The sequence below is a fragment of the Leifsonia araucanica genome, from assembly GCF_051161895.1.
Classification (GTDB): Bacteria; Actinomycetota; Actinomycetes; order Actinomycetales; family Microbacteriaceae; genus Leifsonia.
On record NZ_JBMBTW010000002.1, the window covers coordinates 208,295 to 223,921 of the forward strand.

Annotated in this window: 16 protein-coding genes; 12 read left to right on the plus strand and 4 right to left on the minus strand. The window is 69.7% G+C overall.

Going from position 1 to position 15,627, the window contains the following annotated elements:
* Positions 1-3: 3 nt before the first annotated feature.
* The 3 genes from ACN6M5_RS00955 to rbfA all read left to right on the plus strand — a co-directional run bounded on the left by ACN6M5_RS00955 (position 4) and on the right by rbfA (position 3,723).
* Complete coding sequence (locus tag ACN6M5_RS00955; protein ID WP_434948193.1) at positions 4-282, plus strand: YlxR family protein; 279 nt, start codon at positions 4-6, stop codon at positions 280-282.
* 83 nt (positions 283-365) lie between these two features.
* Positions 366-3,200: a translation initiation factor IF-2 gene (gene infB, locus ACN6M5_RS00960; protein ID WP_434948194.1), complete on the plus strand. Its 2,835-nt coding sequence runs from the start codon at positions 366-368 to the stop codon at positions 3,198-3,200.
* Positions 3,201-3,285: 85 nt separating this feature from the next.
* Positions 3,286-3,723 carry a 30S ribosome-binding factor RbfA gene (gene rbfA, locus ACN6M5_RS00965; RefSeq protein ID WP_085369335.1) on the plus strand — a complete coding sequence of 146 codons (438 nt, stop codon included), beginning with the start codon at positions 3,286-3,288 and terminating at the stop codon, positions 3,721-3,723.
* Between the two features lie 104 nt (positions 3,724-3,827).
* On the opposite strand, the gene ACN6M5_RS00970 is transcribed toward rbfA, so the two are convergent.
* Complete coding sequence (locus ACN6M5_RS00970) at positions 3,828-4,703, minus strand: iron-sulfur binding domain-containing protein (RefSeq protein ID WP_434948195.1); 876 nt, start codon at positions 4,701-4,703, stop codon at positions 3,828-3,830.
* A gap of 42 nt (positions 4,704-4,745) precedes the next feature.
* On the opposite strand from ACN6M5_RS00970, the gene ACN6M5_RS00975 reads away from it, so the two are divergent.
* Positions 4,746-5,333: a nucleoside/nucleotide kinase family protein gene (locus ACN6M5_RS00975; RefSeq protein ID WP_434948196.1), complete on the plus strand. Its 588-nt coding sequence runs from the start codon at positions 4,746-4,748 to the stop codon at positions 5,331-5,333.
* Here the strand turns inward: ACN6M5_RS00975 and ACN6M5_RS00980 are convergent.
* Together ACN6M5_RS00980 and ACN6M5_RS00985 are read right to left on the minus strand one after the other, a co-directional pair.
* Complete coding sequence (locus ACN6M5_RS00980) at positions 5,330-6,331, minus strand: ketopantoate reductase family protein (RefSeq protein WP_434948197.1); 1,002 nt, start codon at positions 6,329-6,331, stop codon at positions 5,330-5,332. The genes ACN6M5_RS00975 and ACN6M5_RS00980 overlap by 4 nt on opposite strands.
* A gap of 55 nt (positions 6,332-6,386) precedes the next feature.
* Positions 6,387-7,853, minus strand: coding sequence for a DHA2 family efflux MFS transporter permease subunit (locus tag ACN6M5_RS00985; protein WP_434948198.1), 1,467 nt, complete (start codon positions 7,851-7,853; stop codon positions 6,387-6,389).
* A 90-nt stretch (positions 7,854-7,943) separates the two neighbouring features.
* Here ACN6M5_RS00985 and ACN6M5_RS00990 point away from each other — a divergent pair, with 90 nt between their 5' ends.
* From ACN6M5_RS00990 to ACN6M5_RS01015, 6 genes are read left to right on the plus strand one after another with little or no spacing between them, the layout of a single operon-like run.
* Positions 7,944-8,570, plus strand: a complete 627-nt coding sequence (locus ACN6M5_RS00990) for a TetR/AcrR family transcriptional regulator (RefSeq protein ID WP_085369330.1) — start codon at positions 7,944-7,946, stop codon at positions 8,568-8,570.
* Entirely contained in the window at positions 8,567-9,475 is a 909-nt protein-coding gene (truB, locus tag ACN6M5_RS00995) for a tRNA pseudouridine(55) synthase TruB (RefSeq protein ID WP_434948199.1), read from the plus strand. Before ACN6M5_RS00990 ends, truB begins: the two co-directional genes overlap by 4 nt.
* Entirely contained in the window at positions 9,472-9,840 is a 369-nt protein-coding gene (locus ACN6M5_RS01000; RefSeq protein WP_434948200.1) for a hypothetical protein, read from the plus strand. The genes truB and ACN6M5_RS01000 overlap by 4 nt, the downstream gene beginning before the upstream one ends.
* A gap of 25 nt (positions 9,841-9,865) precedes the next feature.
* Positions 9,866-10,342, plus strand: a complete 477-nt coding sequence (locus ACN6M5_RS01005) for a hypothetical protein (RefSeq protein ID WP_085369327.1) — start codon at positions 9,866-9,868, stop codon at positions 10,340-10,342.
* A complete protein-coding gene (locus ACN6M5_RS01010; protein WP_434948201.1) occupies positions 10,339-11,283 on the plus strand; it encodes a bifunctional riboflavin kinase/FAD synthetase in 945 nt (314 codons plus the stop codon). Before ACN6M5_RS01005 ends, ACN6M5_RS01010 begins: the two co-directional genes overlap by 4 nt.
* Positions 11,283-12,503 carry an MFS transporter gene (locus ACN6M5_RS01015; protein WP_434948202.1) on the plus strand — a complete coding sequence of 407 codons (1,221 nt, stop codon included), beginning with the start codon at positions 11,283-11,285 and terminating at the stop codon, positions 12,501-12,503. The genes ACN6M5_RS01010 and ACN6M5_RS01015 overlap by 1 nt, the downstream gene beginning before the upstream one ends.
* A gap of 66 nt (positions 12,504-12,569) precedes the next feature.
* On the opposite strand, the gene ACN6M5_RS01020 is transcribed toward ACN6M5_RS01015, so the two are convergent.
* Positions 12,570-13,511 (minus strand): ROK family protein, encoded by a 942-nt coding sequence (locus ACN6M5_RS01020; protein WP_168689086.1) that lies wholly within the window; start codon positions 13,509-13,511, stop codon positions 12,570-12,572.
* A 98-nt stretch (positions 13,512-13,609) separates the two neighbouring features.
* On the opposite strand from ACN6M5_RS01020, the gene ACN6M5_RS01025 reads away from it, so the two are divergent.
* Both ACN6M5_RS01025 and deoC read left to right on the plus strand, forming a co-directional pair.
* The gene (locus tag ACN6M5_RS01025) at positions 13,610-14,560 is read left to right on the plus strand and encodes a sugar-binding transcriptional regulator (RefSeq protein WP_168690811.1); all 951 of its coding nucleotides are present in this window, start codon (positions 13,610-13,612) and stop codon (positions 14,558-14,560) included.
* Between the two features lie 13 nt (positions 14,561-14,573).
* Positions 14,574-15,605, plus strand: coding sequence for a deoxyribose-phosphate aldolase (deoC, locus tag ACN6M5_RS01030; RefSeq protein ID WP_085369322.1), 1,032 nt, complete (start codon positions 14,574-14,576; stop codon positions 15,603-15,605).
* Positions 15,606-15,627: the final 22 nt, after the last annotated feature.

Consider the following 15,627-nt stretch of genomic DNA (forward strand, 5'->3'; position numbering starts at 1 on the left):
AGGATGGAACCTGTTAGAACGTGCGTCGGATGCCGTTCTCGCGCTCCCCGATCCTCACTTCTGAGGGTCGTCGCCCAGAACTCGAAACTCGTGGTGGACCATTCCGCCACGCTTCCCGGGCGAGGCGCGTGGCTGCATCCGGTCGTCGGGTGTCTCGACAAAGCCTTGCAGAGGCGCGCCTTCGGGCGGGCTTTGAAGGTCGACGGGATGCTCGATACGACGGCCATCCAGGCCGCACTTGAAGAGAACAGGCTGAACGGCACAGTGAACTCAAATGAGTGACAACTAATGAGCGGCTCGAAATGAGACCCGTCCGTAACTAACGGTCTGCCCTGCTAGGGGTAGACCCCCTAGACAGGAGAATTGTGGCTGCAAAACCACGCGTACACGAGGTCGCAAGCGAACTCGGAGTCGACAGCAAGGTCGCCCTTGCGAAACTGAAAGAGATGGGCGAGTTCGTCAAGGGACCGTCCTCCAGCATCGAACCGCCGGTGGCGCGCAAGCTTCGCGCTGCCCTCGAGGCGGAAGGCTTCACGGCCGACAAGGCTGCAGCGGCAGCACCGGAGCAGAGGGCGGCAGCGCCGAAGTCCTCCGCTCCCGCGCCGGGCGCTTCGCGTCCGTCGTCTGCTCCCAACCCGGGCGGCACGGCCCCCAAGCCGGCGGCCCCGCTGTCGGTGGCAGAGCGCCAGGCCCTCGCGGAGCAGAAGGCTGCTGCCGAGAAGGCTGAGGCCGACAAGGCCGCGGCAGACGCCAAGGCACAGGCGGCGAAGGACGCCCCTGCGGCCTCCGCAGATGCCGCCGCGCCCGCAGCGCCGTCGGACGCCGTCAAGCCGAACACCGCTCGCCCGGCAGGCGGGAACGCCGCGAGCAGCAGCATCCCGCGCCCCGGCGCACCGCGCCCGGGCAACAACCCATTCGCATCCAACCAGGGCATGGGCCAGCGCCCGAGCGCACCACGTCCCGGCAACAACCCCTTCGCGAGCTCGCAGGGCATGGGCCAGCGCCCGTCGCCCGGCAATATCCCGCGCCCGACGCCTCCGCGTCCCGGTTCGCCGCGCCCCGGTGCCCCCGGAGCGGGCGGCAACCGTCCCGGCCAGCGTCCTGGCGGCGGTGGTGGAGGCCGTCCCGGCTTCCAGCAGCGTCCGGGTAGCGGCGGTGGAGCAGGCGCCGGTGCCGGTGCAGGTGGCTTCCAGCGCCCTGGCGGCGGCTTCGGCGGCCCGCGCCCGGCAGGCGGCGGCGGCGGTCGTGGTCGTGGACCGGGCGGTGGAACCGCTGGTGCCTTCGGTCGCGGTGGCGGCAAGAGCAAGGCCCGCAAATCGAAGCGCGCCAAGAGGCAGGAATTCGAGCTGAGGGAAGCTCCGTCGCTGGGCGGCGTGAGCGTACCCCGTGGCGACGGCAACACCGTCGTCCGGCTGCGCCGCGGTGCATCCATCTCGGACTTCGCCGACAAGATCGACGCCAGCCCCGGCAACCTGGTCACCGTGCTGTTCCACCTCGGTGAGATGGCGACGGCGACCGAGTCCCTCGACGAGGCGACCTTCGGCGTGCTGGGCGAGGAGCTCGGCTACAAGGTCCAGATCGTCTCTCCGGAGGACGAGGACAAGGAGCTGCTCGAAGGCTTCGACATCGACCTCGACCAGGAGCTCGAGGACGAGACGGACGAAGACCTCGAGATCCGTCCGCCCGTCGTCACGGTCATGGGCCACGTCGACCACGGTAAGACCCGTCTTCTCGACGCGATCCGCAACGCGAACGTCGTCGCAGGCGAGGCCGGTGGCATCACCCAGCACATCGGTGCGTACCAGGTGTGGACGGAGCACGAGGGCATCGAACGTGCCATCACCTTCATCGACACCCCCGGTCACGAGGCGTTCACCGCCATGCGTGCCCGTGGTGCGCAGGTCACCGACATCGCGATCCTCGTGGTCGCGGCGGACGACGGCATCATGCCGCAGACCATCGAGGCGCTCAACCACGCCCAGGCGGCCGGTGTGCCGATCGTGGTCGCGGTGAACAAGATCGACAAGCCGGACGCCAACCCGGCCAAGGTGCGCCAGCAGCTCACCGAGTTCGGTCTGGTCGCCGAGGAGTACGGCGGAGACGTCATGTTCGTCGACGTGTCCGCGCGGAACGACATCGGTATCCAGGACCTCCTGGACGCCGTGCTGCTCACCGCGGACGCCGGGCTCGACCTGCGCTCCAACCCCAACAAGGATGCGCGCGGTATCGCGATCGAGGCCAAGCTCGACAAGGGCCGCGGTGCTGTCGCGACCGTGCTCATCCAGTCGGGAACGCTGCGCGTCGGAGACTCGATCGTCGCCGGTACGGCCTATGGCCGCGTCCGTGCGATGGTCGACGAGAACGGCGACGCCGTTCACGAGGCGTACCCGTCGCGTCCTGTGCAGGTGCAGGGTCTGTCCAGCGTTCCGCGAGCGGGCGACACCTTCCTCGTCACCGAGGAGGACCGCACGGCCCGTCAGATCGCTGAGAAGCGTGAAGCGGCCGAGCGCAACGCCATGCTGGCGAAGTCGCGCAAGCGCATCTCGCTGGAAGACTTCACCCGTGCTCTGGAAGAGGGCAAGGTCGAGGCGCTCAACCTCATCATCAAGGGCGACGTGTCCGGTGCCGTGGAGGCGCTGGAGGAGTCGCTCATGAAGATCGAGGTCGACGACTCGGTCCAGCTCCGCATCCTGCACCGCGGCGTCGGCGCGATCACCGAGTCGGACATCGACCTGGCGACCATCGACAATGCGATCGTGATCGGCTTCAACGTCCGCCCGGACGTCAAGGCCCGCGAGCGTGCTGCCCGCGAGGGTGTGGATGTGCGCTTCTACTCGGTCATCTACAACGCGATCGACGACATCGAGAGCTCGCTCAAGGGCATGCTCAAGCCGGAGTTCGAAGAGGTCCAGTCCGGTGTCGCCGAGATCCGCGAGGTGTTCCGCTCCTCCAAGTTCGGCAACATCGCCGGTGTGATCGTCCGCTCCGGGACGATCACGCGCAACGCCAAGGCGCGCGTCATCCGCGACGGCGTCGTGGTCGGGGACAACCTGGCCATCGAGTCGCTGCGTCGCTTCAAGGACGACGTCACCGAGGTTCGGACGGACTTCGAGGCCGGTATCGGTCTCGGCAAGTTCAACGACATCCAGATCGGCGACGAGATCGAGACGACCGAAATGCGGGAGAAGCCCCGCGCGTAGGTGTGGAAAGGAGGTCCGGAGGGTTCGCCCTCCGGGCCTCCTCCCATCCCGCTCGGTGGTATCAGGGCAGTGAAGGAGAGACAACATGGCTGACCCGGCACGCGCGAGGAAGCTCGCGGACAGAATCAAGGTCATCATCGCCAAGCGGCTCGAACGCGGCGTTCGCGACCCGCGCATGGGCTTCGTGACCATCACGGATGTGCAGGTGACAGGCGATCTGCAGCACGCGTCGGTCTTCTACACGGTCTACGGCACCGACGAGGAGCGCACGGACACCGCTGCGGCCCTCGCAGCGGCCACCGGGATGCTGCGCAGCGAGGTGGGCAAGAACATCACCGCCCGCCTGACGCCGTCGCTCGAGTTCATCCTGGATGCGATCCCGGAGAACGCGGCGCACATCGAAGACCTGCTGCGCGAGGCGCGGCAGCGCGACACCGAGGTGGCCGGGCTGGCCGCCGGCGCAGCATACGCCGGTGACGAGGACCCGTACGTCAAGCCCCGCGAGGACGACGACGAAGACTGACCCCGGTCTTCCGCCTTCCCAGACAATCGAGCCGGGACTTGTGTACGCACCGCTACAGCGTTTCGCGTACACAAGTCCCGGCTCGATTGCTGCGTGCCGCGGCGTCAGGGGAGGGTGTAGCCGCCTGGGGCGGTGACGGCGAGGCCGTCGGCGAGGAGGCCCGCCAGGGCGCGGTCGCGCTGGGCGGCGTCCGGCCAGACGGACTCGAGTTCGGCGGCGGTCACCGGGATGTGCGAGGCGCGCAGTTCGGCCAGGATGCGTCCGCGCACCTGCCGGTCGCTGCCCTCGTATTTCTTCTGCACGGCCTTTTTCGGGCCGGCGTACTCCGGGTATCCGGCCATCCGCCAGGCGCACAGGTCGGCGAGCGGGCACACGTCGCAGCGCGGCGTCCTGGCCACGCAGACCAGCGCCCCGAGCTCCATCACGCCCGCGTTGAACGCTGCGGCCGCTGCACGCTCGGCGGGGAGCAGCGACTCCATCGCCGCGAGGTCGCGTCTGCTTGGCGGCGAAGGCTCGCCCTGGCCGTCGACGGCGCGGGCGATCACGCGCCGGATGTTCGTGTCGACCACCGGGTGCCGGTCTCCGTACGCGAACACCGCGACGGCGCGCGCCGTGTAGTCGCCGATGCCGGGGAGCGCGAGCAGCGCATCCACGTCGTCGGGGACGACACCGCCGTGACGCTCGGTGATGGCGACGGCGCAGGCGTGCAGCCAGAGCGCGCGGCGCGGGTAGCCGAGCGACTGCCAGGCGCGCACGGCCTCGCCCGGCGGGACGGCGGCGAGGTCCGGCGGCGTCGGCCAGCGGGTCAGCCACTCCTCGAGCCGAGGGATGACGCGGTTCACCGGGGTCTGCTGCAGCATGAACTCGCTGACCAGAGTGCCCCAGGCGGTGAAACCGTCGCGGCGCCACGGCAGGTCGCGACGGTTGGCGTGGAACCAGTCGATGACGGAGGCGGAGAACGAGTCCTGAGCATCCACCATCGTTCCAGCGTAATCGGTGCGCGCGCGGCTTAGGCTCGTGCCATGAAGCTTCCACCGACGCCGCGCGTCCTGTTCCTCCGCGAACTGGTCGGCGAGGTGACGCGCAGTTATGGGCACGGCCGCACGATGGTGGCGGTGGACGGAGTCACGGACACCGCGCCGTTCGCCGACGACCTCGCCGAGGTGTTCCGCGAGGCGGGCTACGATACCTTCCGCGCGTCGATGACCGACTTCCACCGCCCGCGCGCCGACCGCACCAGGCTCGGGCCGGAGTCGGCGCTCGACTACTACCGCGGCTCGTTCGACTACGTGACCTTCCGGCGCGTGCTGATCGACCCGTTCCGGATGGCGGGCAGCACCGGGTTCCAGACGGCGGCGTTCGACGAGCGCCGGGATGTGCCGATGGAGAGCCGCTGGGAGACGACCGGCCAGGATGCGGTGCTCGTGGTCGACGGCGAGTTCCTGCTGCGGCCGGAGCTGCGCGGGATCTGGCACTACTCCGTCGCGCTGGTGAACACGCCGCAGGACGCGATCTACGAGAACGACGCGGAGCCGCGGATGTGGGCGAGCGCGCTGGTGGACGACAGCGACCCCGAGCTGCCGCGGAGGGTGTTCGCGGACAGCTGCTAGACGACCGAGCGCATCCGGTCGACGACCACGGCGGGCTCGATGAACGCGCGCGTGCGCTCCACCTCGTGCACCAGGTCGACGATGGCGGCGTTGATCGGCGCCTCCCTGCCGAGGTCGTGGGCTTCGCCGACGATGGCGCCGTTGAGGTAGTCGATCTCGGTCAGCTGGCCGCGCCGGATGCTCTGCAGCGTCGACCCGGGGTTGGGGGTTGCGCCCATCCTGCGCTTCATCATGAGCGGCACGAGCTGGCCGGCCCAGAGCGGGGAGACGGCGACGAACCGCAGGATGCCGTTGCTGAGCCCCTGGATGCTGCCGTAGTGGATGCCGCGGTCGAAGCCGACCCGCACGGCCTCGCGCATGCTGGCTGTGACGATGCGGCGCAGCCGGCGGTCGCCGAGCGAGTCCTGGGCGCTCAGCCCGGTGATGGCGGGCATCGCGTTGATCTGGTTGACGATGAGCTTGGTCCACTGGGCGCCGTCGAAGTTGTCGACGGCGAAGGCGGGCATCGCCGCGTCGAGGACGCGGGTGGCGAAGACCGCGGCCTCCGGCGGTTCTCCGCTCCCGGCCCCGATGTATGTGTTCGCCGCCGTGGTCACGGTGACCCGGCCGGGGGAGAGGTAGCTGGCCGCGTAGAGGGCGAGGGCGCCGACGCACTGCGAGTCCGGGAGCATCGTCATGGCCTGGCGCAGCCCGGTCAGGCCGTTCTGCACCACGACGACCGGGATGCCGCCGAGCAGGTGCTGGTTCTCCCGGAGGGCGGCGGCCGCATCCTGGGCCTTCGTGCAGAGGAAGGCGAGTTCGGGCCGGGTGCGCAGCACCTCGTCAGCGGCCACCTGCGCGGTGTGCGAGCCCCACGCGCCGTCGAGACGTAGCCCGCTCTCGCGGATGGCGGCGAGCTGATTGCCGCGCGCCGTGACCTCCACCTGGTGGCCGACGCGGTCGAGCAGGGCTGCGATGGTGCCGCCGATGGCTCCCGCTCCGATGACGCCGATCCGCATCCCCCCACCCTAGCCGCGCGGCAGGGGAGGAGGGATGCGGTGCGACCGGATGCCGTCAGTCGACCAGTGCTGCCGCCTGCGGGGAGCCTTCGGCCGCCGCCGCCTCCGCGAGCTCGGTCTCCGCATCCTGGTGGCCGCGGCGGCGGATGCCGGACGGCAGGGCCAGCGAGATGATCGCGGCGACCCCGAGCACTCCGGCGCCGACCCAGATGGCCGGGATGGCGGCATCCACGTAGCCGGTGGGGGTCAGCGATCCGCCAGCGCCGGTGAACACGGCGGTGAGCACGGCGATGCCGAGGGCGACGCCGATCTCCCGGAGGGTGGAGTTGGTGCCGGACGCCTTCGCGTGGTCCTCGGCCTTCATGTTGGCCAGCACGGCGGTGGAGCTGGGGGCGAAGACCAGGCCCATGCCGATGCCGGCGAGGGCGAACGGCGGCCACATGGCCGAGTATTCGAGATCGGCGGACAGGGTGAGCGCGATCCAGGCCATCGCGACCGTGAGCAGGACCAGGCCGACGAGGATCGGCAGCCGGGTGCCCGTCCAGCCGGAGACGAGGCCGGTGAGTGGCGCGACCACCATCGGGGCGAGGGTCCACGGCATGGTCATCACACCGGCTTCGAGGGGCGTGTGGCCCTGGACCACCTGCAGGAACTGGATCAGGATGAAGACCGCCCCGAAGATCCCGAAGCTGAACGTCACGCCGACCAGGTTGGCCACGGTGAAGCTGCGGTCGCGGAACAGGCGCAGCGGCAGCAGCGGCGCGGATGCGCGGCCCTCCCAGAAGACGAACGCCGCGAGCAGCACGGCGCCGGCGATCAGGGAGCCGAGCACCTCGAAACTGTCCCAGCCCGCGTCGTTGCCGCGCACGATCCCGAACACGATCCCGAGGACGCCTGGGCCGGCGAGCAGCAGGCCGACGATGTCCGCCCGGACGCGCTGGCCGAAGCTGTTCGGCAGGGCGGCGAGCACGAGCGGCACGGCGATGACGCCGAGCGGGACGTTCAGCCAGAAGATGGCCTGCCAGTTCCAGCCCTGCACGACGGCGCCGCCGATCAGCGGTCCCGTCGCGACGCCGAGGCCCGCGATGCCTCCCCAGATGCCGATGGCGGCCGGGCGCATCCTGACGCTGACGCTTCCGGCCAGGAGGGTGAGGGACAGCGGCATGAGAGCTGCTGCTCCGACGCCCTGCACGGCCCGGGCCAGGATGAGCATCCAGGGTTCCGTGGCGAGGGCGCTCGCCGCCGAGGCGAGGGTGAAGACGGCAATGCCGCTGAGGAACACGGTGCGGCGTCCGAACCGGTCGCCGAGGGCCACCGCCATGAGCATGAGAGTGGCGAAGCTGAGCGTGTATGCGTTGATGACCCACTGCAGTTCTTCGATGGAGGCGCTGAGGTCTTTGGCGATCACCGGCAGGGCGCTGGTGACGACGAGGTTGTCGAGGGTCGCCATGAACATCGGGAGCGATGCTGCGACGACGGCCAGCCAGATCGGGATGCGGCGGGCGGTGGAGGGGGACGACATGGCGGCACATCCTGTCGAAGTCACGGGAATGTTGTTATCGGATGATTACAACAAGACCGAGATTAGTAATCGACTGATAACCTGTCAAGCGTGACCGACAAAATCAGTGAGCGCATTCCGGCGGAGGAGCGCAGAGAGCAGATCCTCGCCGCCGCCAGCCTCGTCTTCGGGGAACGCGGATACGTCGGCGCCACCACCGACCAGATCGCCAAGGCGGCCGGCATCAGCCAGCCATACGTCGTGCGGATGTTCGGCAGCAAGGAGAACCTCTTCGTCGAGGTGCTCTCGCGCGCCCTCGGCAAACTGCTCGTGACGTTCGAAGAGACCATCGCGGGCTGGAAGGCCGACGGCTCGCCCGACGACCAGATCGGCCGGCTGCTCGGCACGGCGTACGTCAACCTGATCGAGGACCGCGGGCTGCTGCTGTCTCTGATGCAGGCGTTCAGCATGGGCCACGACCCCGTCATCGGCGAGCAGGCCAGGCAGGGCTTCATCGCCATCTACACGATGCTGCGCGACGAGGCGGGCTTCGAACCCGAGCGCGTGCGCTCCTTCCTGGCGGAGGGGATGCTGCTGAACACGCTGCTCGGACTCCGCCTCCCCGAGAAGTACGGGATCGACGAGGCGGCGACGGAACTCCTCGAGTGCACGTTCCAGACCAAGCTGCAGCTGGTGCTCGACGTCGTCGGCACGAGAAGCGCCGAGAAGAGCGCATGACGGGCTCCGGCATCCTGCTCGTCGACAAGCCGCAGGGCTGGACGAGCCACGACATCGTCGCGCGCACCAGGAGGCTCGCGGGCACCCGCAAGGTGGGCCACGCCGGCACCCTCGACCCGATGGCCACCGGCCTGCTGATCGTCGGCCTCAACTCGTCCACCCGGCTGCTGACGTACATCGTCGGCACCGACAAGGAGTACCTCGCGACCATCCGGCTCGGCCAGAGCACCACGACGGACGACGCGGAGGGCGACATCGTCGACGAGGCGCCCCAGGATGCGGTCTCCGCGGTCACCGACGACGCCATCCGATCCGGCATCGCCGACCTCACCGGCGAGATCGAGCAGGTTCCGAGCTCGGTCAGCGCGATCAAGGTCGACGGCAAGCGCGCGTACGCGCGGGTGCGGGCGGGGGAGGAGGTCGTGCTGCAGGCGCGGCCGGTCACCGTCTCGGAGTTCGAGCTGCTCGCTACGCGGCGGCTGCCCGCCGCCATCGACCTCGACGTGCGGGTGGTCTGCTCGTCCGGCACGTACATCCGGTCGCTCGCCCGCGACCTGGGTGCTGCGCTCGGCGTCGGCGGGCACCTCACGGCGCTGCGGCGCACGCGGGTGGGCTCGTTCAGCGTGGAGGACGCGCATCCCATCGAAGCCCTCGACGTCGCCTCGGTGCTCGTTCCGGCCGCCGAGGCCGCCACGACGCTGTTCGAGCGGTTCGACCTGACGGAGCAGCAGGCCATCGACCTGACCCACGGGAAACGCATCCACGTCGCGGACAGGGAGAATGGGGGAGGCGAACCGCTCGCGGCCATCGCACCGACCGGACACCTGGTGGGACTCATCGAGTTCCGCGGAAAGGAAGCAAGAACCCTCGTGAACTTTCCGACAGACGAGATCGCGACCGCATGATCGAGTGGTTCACGGCGACGCAGGTGATCGTCGCCGCCGTCGCCGGCGTGCTCTGCATCGTGCTCGGACTGGCCGGACGCGTGCCCGGCGACCTCAGCATGGGCGCCGTCGCGCTGGTCGAGGTGCTGCTCATCGCCCAGCTGATCGTGACCATCGTCGCCCCGGCGGTGGGCAACCAGCCGAGCGGCAGCCTGCCCGAGTTCTACATCTACCTGATCTCCGCGCTCATCCTGCCGCCCGCCGGAGCGTTCTGGGCGCTGATCGAGCGCAACAGATGGTCGACGGTCATCCTGGGCGGCGTGTGCCTCGCCATCGCGGTGATGGTGTACCGGATGGGGCAGATCTGGTTCGTGCAGGGAGCCTGAGCCAGCGCGAATAGAATCGTAGGCGATGTCACACCACACCATGTCCGCGCGCGAACACCCGGAGAGCCCCACCGCCAGGCGGCGGATCACCGGCATCGGGCGTGTGCTCGTCTTCGTCTACGGAGTCCTCGCCCTCGCGGCGACCGGACGCAGCGTCTTCCAGATCATCGACCGCTTCCACGAGGCGCCGGTCGCGTTCACCCTCTCGGCGCTCGCCGCCGTCGTCTACATCGTGGCCACCGTCGCGCTGATCGCGCCGGGGGTCGCCTGGTACCGGGTGGCCTGGATCACCATCACCTTCGAGCTGGTGGGCGTGCTCGTGATCGGCTCGCTCAGCCTGTTCGCACCTGCCGCCCTCGGTCTGCACGACATCGACCCGTTCGGCCGGGATGCGACCGTCTGGTCGGTCTACGGCATGGGCTACCTGTTCATCCCGCTCGTCCTGCCGATCCTCGGTCTGATCTACCTGCGCGGGCACAAGCCGCGCCCGGCCGCATCGTGAAGGTCTTCCGGTCCGTCCAGGAGGTGCCGGACGGCTTCGGCCCGAGTGCGGTGACCATCGGCAAGTTCGACGGGGTGCACACCGGCCACCGCGCGGTGATCGCGCGGCTCTGCGAGGTCGCGGCCTCCGGAGGGCTCACCCCGACGGTCATCACCTTCGACAGGAACCCGCTGGAGCTGCTCGCGCCGGAGAAGTGCCCGACCGCGCTGGTCAGCGTCGAGCAGAAGCTCGACCTGCTCGCGGGAACCGGCGTCGAGGCGACGCTGATCGTCCCGTTCGACCGTGCGCTGGCCGACCTCAGCCCCGAGGAATTTGTGCAGCACATCCTGGTCGACAGGCTGCACGCCGCGGCCGTGCTGGTCGGGAGCGACTTCCGGTTCGGCAGGCGCGGGGCCGGCGACGTGGAGATGCTGCGCGCGTTCGGCGAGACGTACGGCTTCGTCGTGCATCTCATCGACGACGTGCGCCCGGAGCACGGACGCCGCGTCTCCTCCACCTGGATCCGCGAACTGCTCGCCGACGGCGACGTGGCGCACGCCGGCGAACTGCTCGGCCACATCCCGACCCTGCGCGGCGTCGTGGTACACGGGGCGAAGCGCGGCAGGGAGCTCGGCTTCCCGACGGCGAACCTGTCGCCGGAGTCGGAGGGGCTGATCCCGGCGGACGGCGTGTACGCGGGCTGGCTCACCGACGGCGGCGAACGCTATCCCGCCGCCATCTCGGTCGGCAACAACCCGACGTTCGAGGGCGTCCCGCAGAAGCAGGTCGAGGCCTACGTGCTCGACCGCGACCTCGACCTGTACGACCACCACGTCGAGATTTCGTTCGTCGAACGCATCAGGGGCATGGTCGCGTACGCGGGCATCGAGCCGCTGATCGCCCAGATCGCGGACGACGTGGCACAGGCCAGGAGCATCCTGCAGCCCGAGAACGCCAACTGATGACGGAACTCCCCGCCAGGCCCCTGTGGCATGGCCGCGCCATCGCGCTCATCGGCATCCTGCTGGTCGCCAGCAACCTGCGGACGGCCGTCGCCGCCCTCTCGCCGATCTTCTCGGAGATCCGCACGGAGTTCGCGGTTACCAGCGTCGGCGTCGGCCTGCTCGGGATGCTCCCGCCCATCTTCTTCGCGCTGTTCGGCCTGCTCGCGCCGTCGCTCACACGCAAGGCGAGCCTCGAGGGCGTGCTGATCGCGGCGCTCGGCGTGATGCTGCTCGGGCACGTCCTGCGGGCGACGGCCGGCTCGTTCGCCATGCTCGCCATCGGTTCGGCCGTGACCTTCGCGGGGATGGGCGTCGGCAACGTGCTGCTGCCCCCGCTGGTCAAGCGCTACTTCCCGGACAGGATCGGGCTGGTCACGTCGCTGTACGCGACCGTGATGTCGGTGAGCACGCTGCTGCCTCCGCTGGTCGCCGTGCCGGTGGCCGACGCATCCAACTGGCACGTCTCCGTGGGGATGTGGGGTGTGGTGAGCCTGCTGGCGATCCTGCCGTGGCTGCGCATCATCCTGACCAGGCGACCGGTGCATCCCGAGCACGACGTCGAGGTGGAGGGCGCTGAGCCCGGGATGCTGGGCAAGGTGTGGCACGCGCCGCTCGCCTGGGCGATGGCCGTGGTGTTCGCGGCGTCCAGCCTGAACGCGTACGCGATGTTCGCCTGGCTGCCGGAGATCCTGCACGACGTGGCGGGCTCGACGCCGGTGGAGGCCGGCGCGCTGCTGTCGCTGTACGCGGGCATGGGCATCCCGGCCGGGCTGCTGGTGCCGCTTTTGGCCGCCAGGATGCGCAACGTCGCCCTGCTGCTCTACGCGGGCGTTGCGTTCTTCGTGCTCGGCTATCTGGGGCTGATCATCGCCCCGGGCACGGCAACCTGGCTGTGGGTGGTGTTCGCCGGTCTCGGGCCGCTGCTGTTCCCGCTGTGCCTCGTGCTGATCAACGTGCGCACGCGCACGCACGAGGGCTCGGTGGCGCTCAGCGGCTTCACGCAGGGCCTCGGCTACACGCTCGGTGCGCTCGGTCCGCTCGCGGTCGGTGTGCTGCACCAGCTCACCGGCGACTGGACCGTCGCCCTCATCGTCCTCATCGGCACCGCGCTCGCTGCTGCCCTCGCCGGCACCGTCGTCGCCCGTCCCCACGCCCTCGAAGACCACTTCCGCCCATAAAAATCGAGTCCGAAGTTGTTCACGCCCCTACTCGGCGTGTCGCGTGAACAGGTTCGGACTCGATTGTCAGGGGAGGAGGTGGGCGCGGTGGATGAGCGCGGCCGCGCCGATGAGCGGGCCCTCGGAGGAGAGGGCCGAGGGGATGATGCGGACCTTGCGCACGTACGGGAAGTAGTGGTTCTCGATGACGCGGCGCATGTGATCGAACAGGTCGGGCGTCGAGTGCGAGAAGCCGCCGCCGATGGCGACGAGCTCCAGGTCGAGCAGGGCGGTCGCCGACGCGATGGCGCGGCCGACGGCCTCACCGGTGCGCGCGATGGCCTGGTGGGCCACCTCGTCGCCCGCCGCGTACGCCGCTGCCAGCTCCTCGCCCGTGTTCCCGGTGAAGCCGTGGCGCCGCGCCCAGGCGACGGTGTGCGGGCCGGAGGCGATGGCTTCGAGGGCGCTCGGGTTGCCGAACGTGTCCTCTCCGACCAGCTCGCCCACCTCCACATGCCCGATGTGTCCGGCGTTGCCCGTCGGACCGGTGATCACGCGGCCGCCCACGATGAGGCCCCCGCCGATGCCGGTCGAGACGACCATGCCCATCACGTTGTCGACGCCCTGCGCGGCGCCGACCCAGTGCTCGGCGAGCGTGATCGCCACGCCGTCCATCTCGAGCGTCACCGGGATGTCGAGCCCGGCGTCCGCGATGACGCCGGCGATGAAGTCGCGCATCGGGTAGTCGCGCCAGTGCGGGACGTTCAGCGGGGACACCAGGCCCCGGATGCGGTCGATCGGCCCAGCGCAGCCGATTCCCGCTCCGATGAGCGTCGCACCGGCGGGCACGGAGGCGATGGCGTCACGGACGACGCCGCCCACCGAGGCCTCGAGGTCGGCGACGGTCGCCGTGCGGCCCGTCGGGCGGCGGAAGCGGGACGATTCGAGCAGGCGACCGTCCGCATCGACGATGGCTGCTTCGACTTTGGTTCCGCCGAAGTCGACGGCGAGGGCGAGGGGAGTTGGCACGACCTTTACCCTAAACGAAACCGCCCGCGCTCATATGAGCAACATCCGCGCAACCGTTGCTCAGACGCGCATCCGGTTCCTAAGCTGGAACCGTGGCCATGAACGACACCGATGAGATCCTCGCCGTCAAAGCCGCTGAGCTGTACTACGAGGCGGGCAAAACCCAGGACGAGATCGGTCTCGCCCTCAGTGTCAGCCGCTGGAAGGTGGGACGGCTGCTCGTCGCAGCGCGCGAGCACGGCTTCGTGCGCATCGAGATCGTGCACCCGAGCGCCAGGCGGTTCTCGCTCGAACGCGAGCTGTGCGGCTTCTACGACCTGCAGGACGCCGTGGTCGTGCCGTCCCTCGACTCCGACTCGGACGTGCAGGCGCGCGTCGCGCAGGCCGCCGCCGATTACCTGACCACCCTGCGCCCCGTTCCCCGCACGCTCGGCGTGAGCTGGGGACGCACCCTGCACGCGGTGGCGGCGCGGCTGCGCCCCGGCTGGGCCGTCGGCGTCAACCCCGTGCAGATCAACGGCAGCGTGTCCAGCACCCGGCAGGCGACAGCGGCGGCGGACACCGCCGTCGTGATCGCCCGGAAGGCACAGGGCACGGCCACACTGCTTCCGAGCCCTGCCATCTTCGAGCACGCCGCCACCCGGCGCGCCATCGAGGCCGACCGATCGGTGCAGAGCGTCCTGGCGCTGGCGAGGAGCGCCTCCGCGTACCTGTTCAGCGCTGGCGTGGTCGACACCAGCTCCGTACACGTCGACTCCGGCTACCTGACCGCCGACGACGTCGCATCCCTCGCCGCGAAGGGCGCCGTCGGCGACGTGGTCGGCCGGTTCATCACCGAGGACGGCCAGGTCGCCGATCCGGAGCTCGACGGAAGGACCCTCGGCATCTCGCTCGACGAGCTCCGCGCCGCGCGCACCAGCATCGCCGTGATCGCGGGGGAGACCAAGCACAGGGTGGCGCACGCGATCGTGTCCAGCGGGCTGTGCAGCACGATCATCACCGACGAATCCACCGCGAACCATCTGCTCGGCCGCTCAGCGGCCAGCTGAAAGAAGGAGTGACGTGACCATCGAAACGACGCCGCCCGTGCGAACCCTCGCACCGGCGGCCAGGGCCGTGGAGGTGCTCGGGGGCGACTTCACCGAAGCCTCCCTGCGCCGCTACCTGAACGGCATCCCCGGGGTCGACGCCGTCGGCCTCGAGCAGCGCGCCGCCGGGCTCGGAACGCGCTCCATCAAGACCACCAGCAAGGCCTGGGCGCTCGACAAGATCATCGAGCTCATTGACCTGACCACCCTCGAAGGCGCTGACACGCCCGGCAAGGTGCGCTCGCTCGTCGCGAAGGCGCTCACGCCGGACCCGAGCGACCTCACCGCTCCCCGGCCGGCCGCCGTCTGCGTGTACGGCGACATGGTGCCGTACGCGGTAGAGGCGCTCGGCGCATCCCATGCCGGACGCTCCGGCGGTGCTCCCGGCAGCGTGAACGTCGCCGCCGTGGCGACCGCGTTCCCGAGCGGGCGCGCATCCCTCGCCGTGAAGCTGGCGGACACGGCGGACGCCGTCGCCGCCGGTGCGGACGAGATCGACATGGTGATCGACCGCGGGGCGTTCCTCTCCGGGCGCTACGGGCTCGTCTTCGACGAGATCGTCGCCGTGAAGGAAGCCTGCCGCCGCGCAGACGGCAGCTACGCCCACCTCAAGGTGATCCTGGAGACCGGCGAGCTGAACACGTACGACAACGTGCGCCGCGCATCCTGGCTGGCGATCCTCGCCGGAGGAGACTTCATCAAGACGTCCACCGGCAAGGTGTCCCCGGCGGCGACGCTGCCCGTCACGCTGCTGATGCTGGAGGTCGTGCGCGACTGGCACAAACTCACCGGCGAGGAGATCGGCGTGAAGCCGGCGGGCGGCATCCGGTCGTCGAAGGACGCCATCAAGTATCTGGTGACGGTCGCGGAGACGGTGGGCGAGCACTGGCTGCAGCCGCACCTGTTCCGGTTCGGGGCGTCCAGCCTGCTCAACGACGTGCTGCTGCAGCGTCAGAAGCTGAGCACCGGCCACTACTCCGGCGCCGACTACGTCACGATCGACTGACCAGCAGAGACCGAAGGCAGAA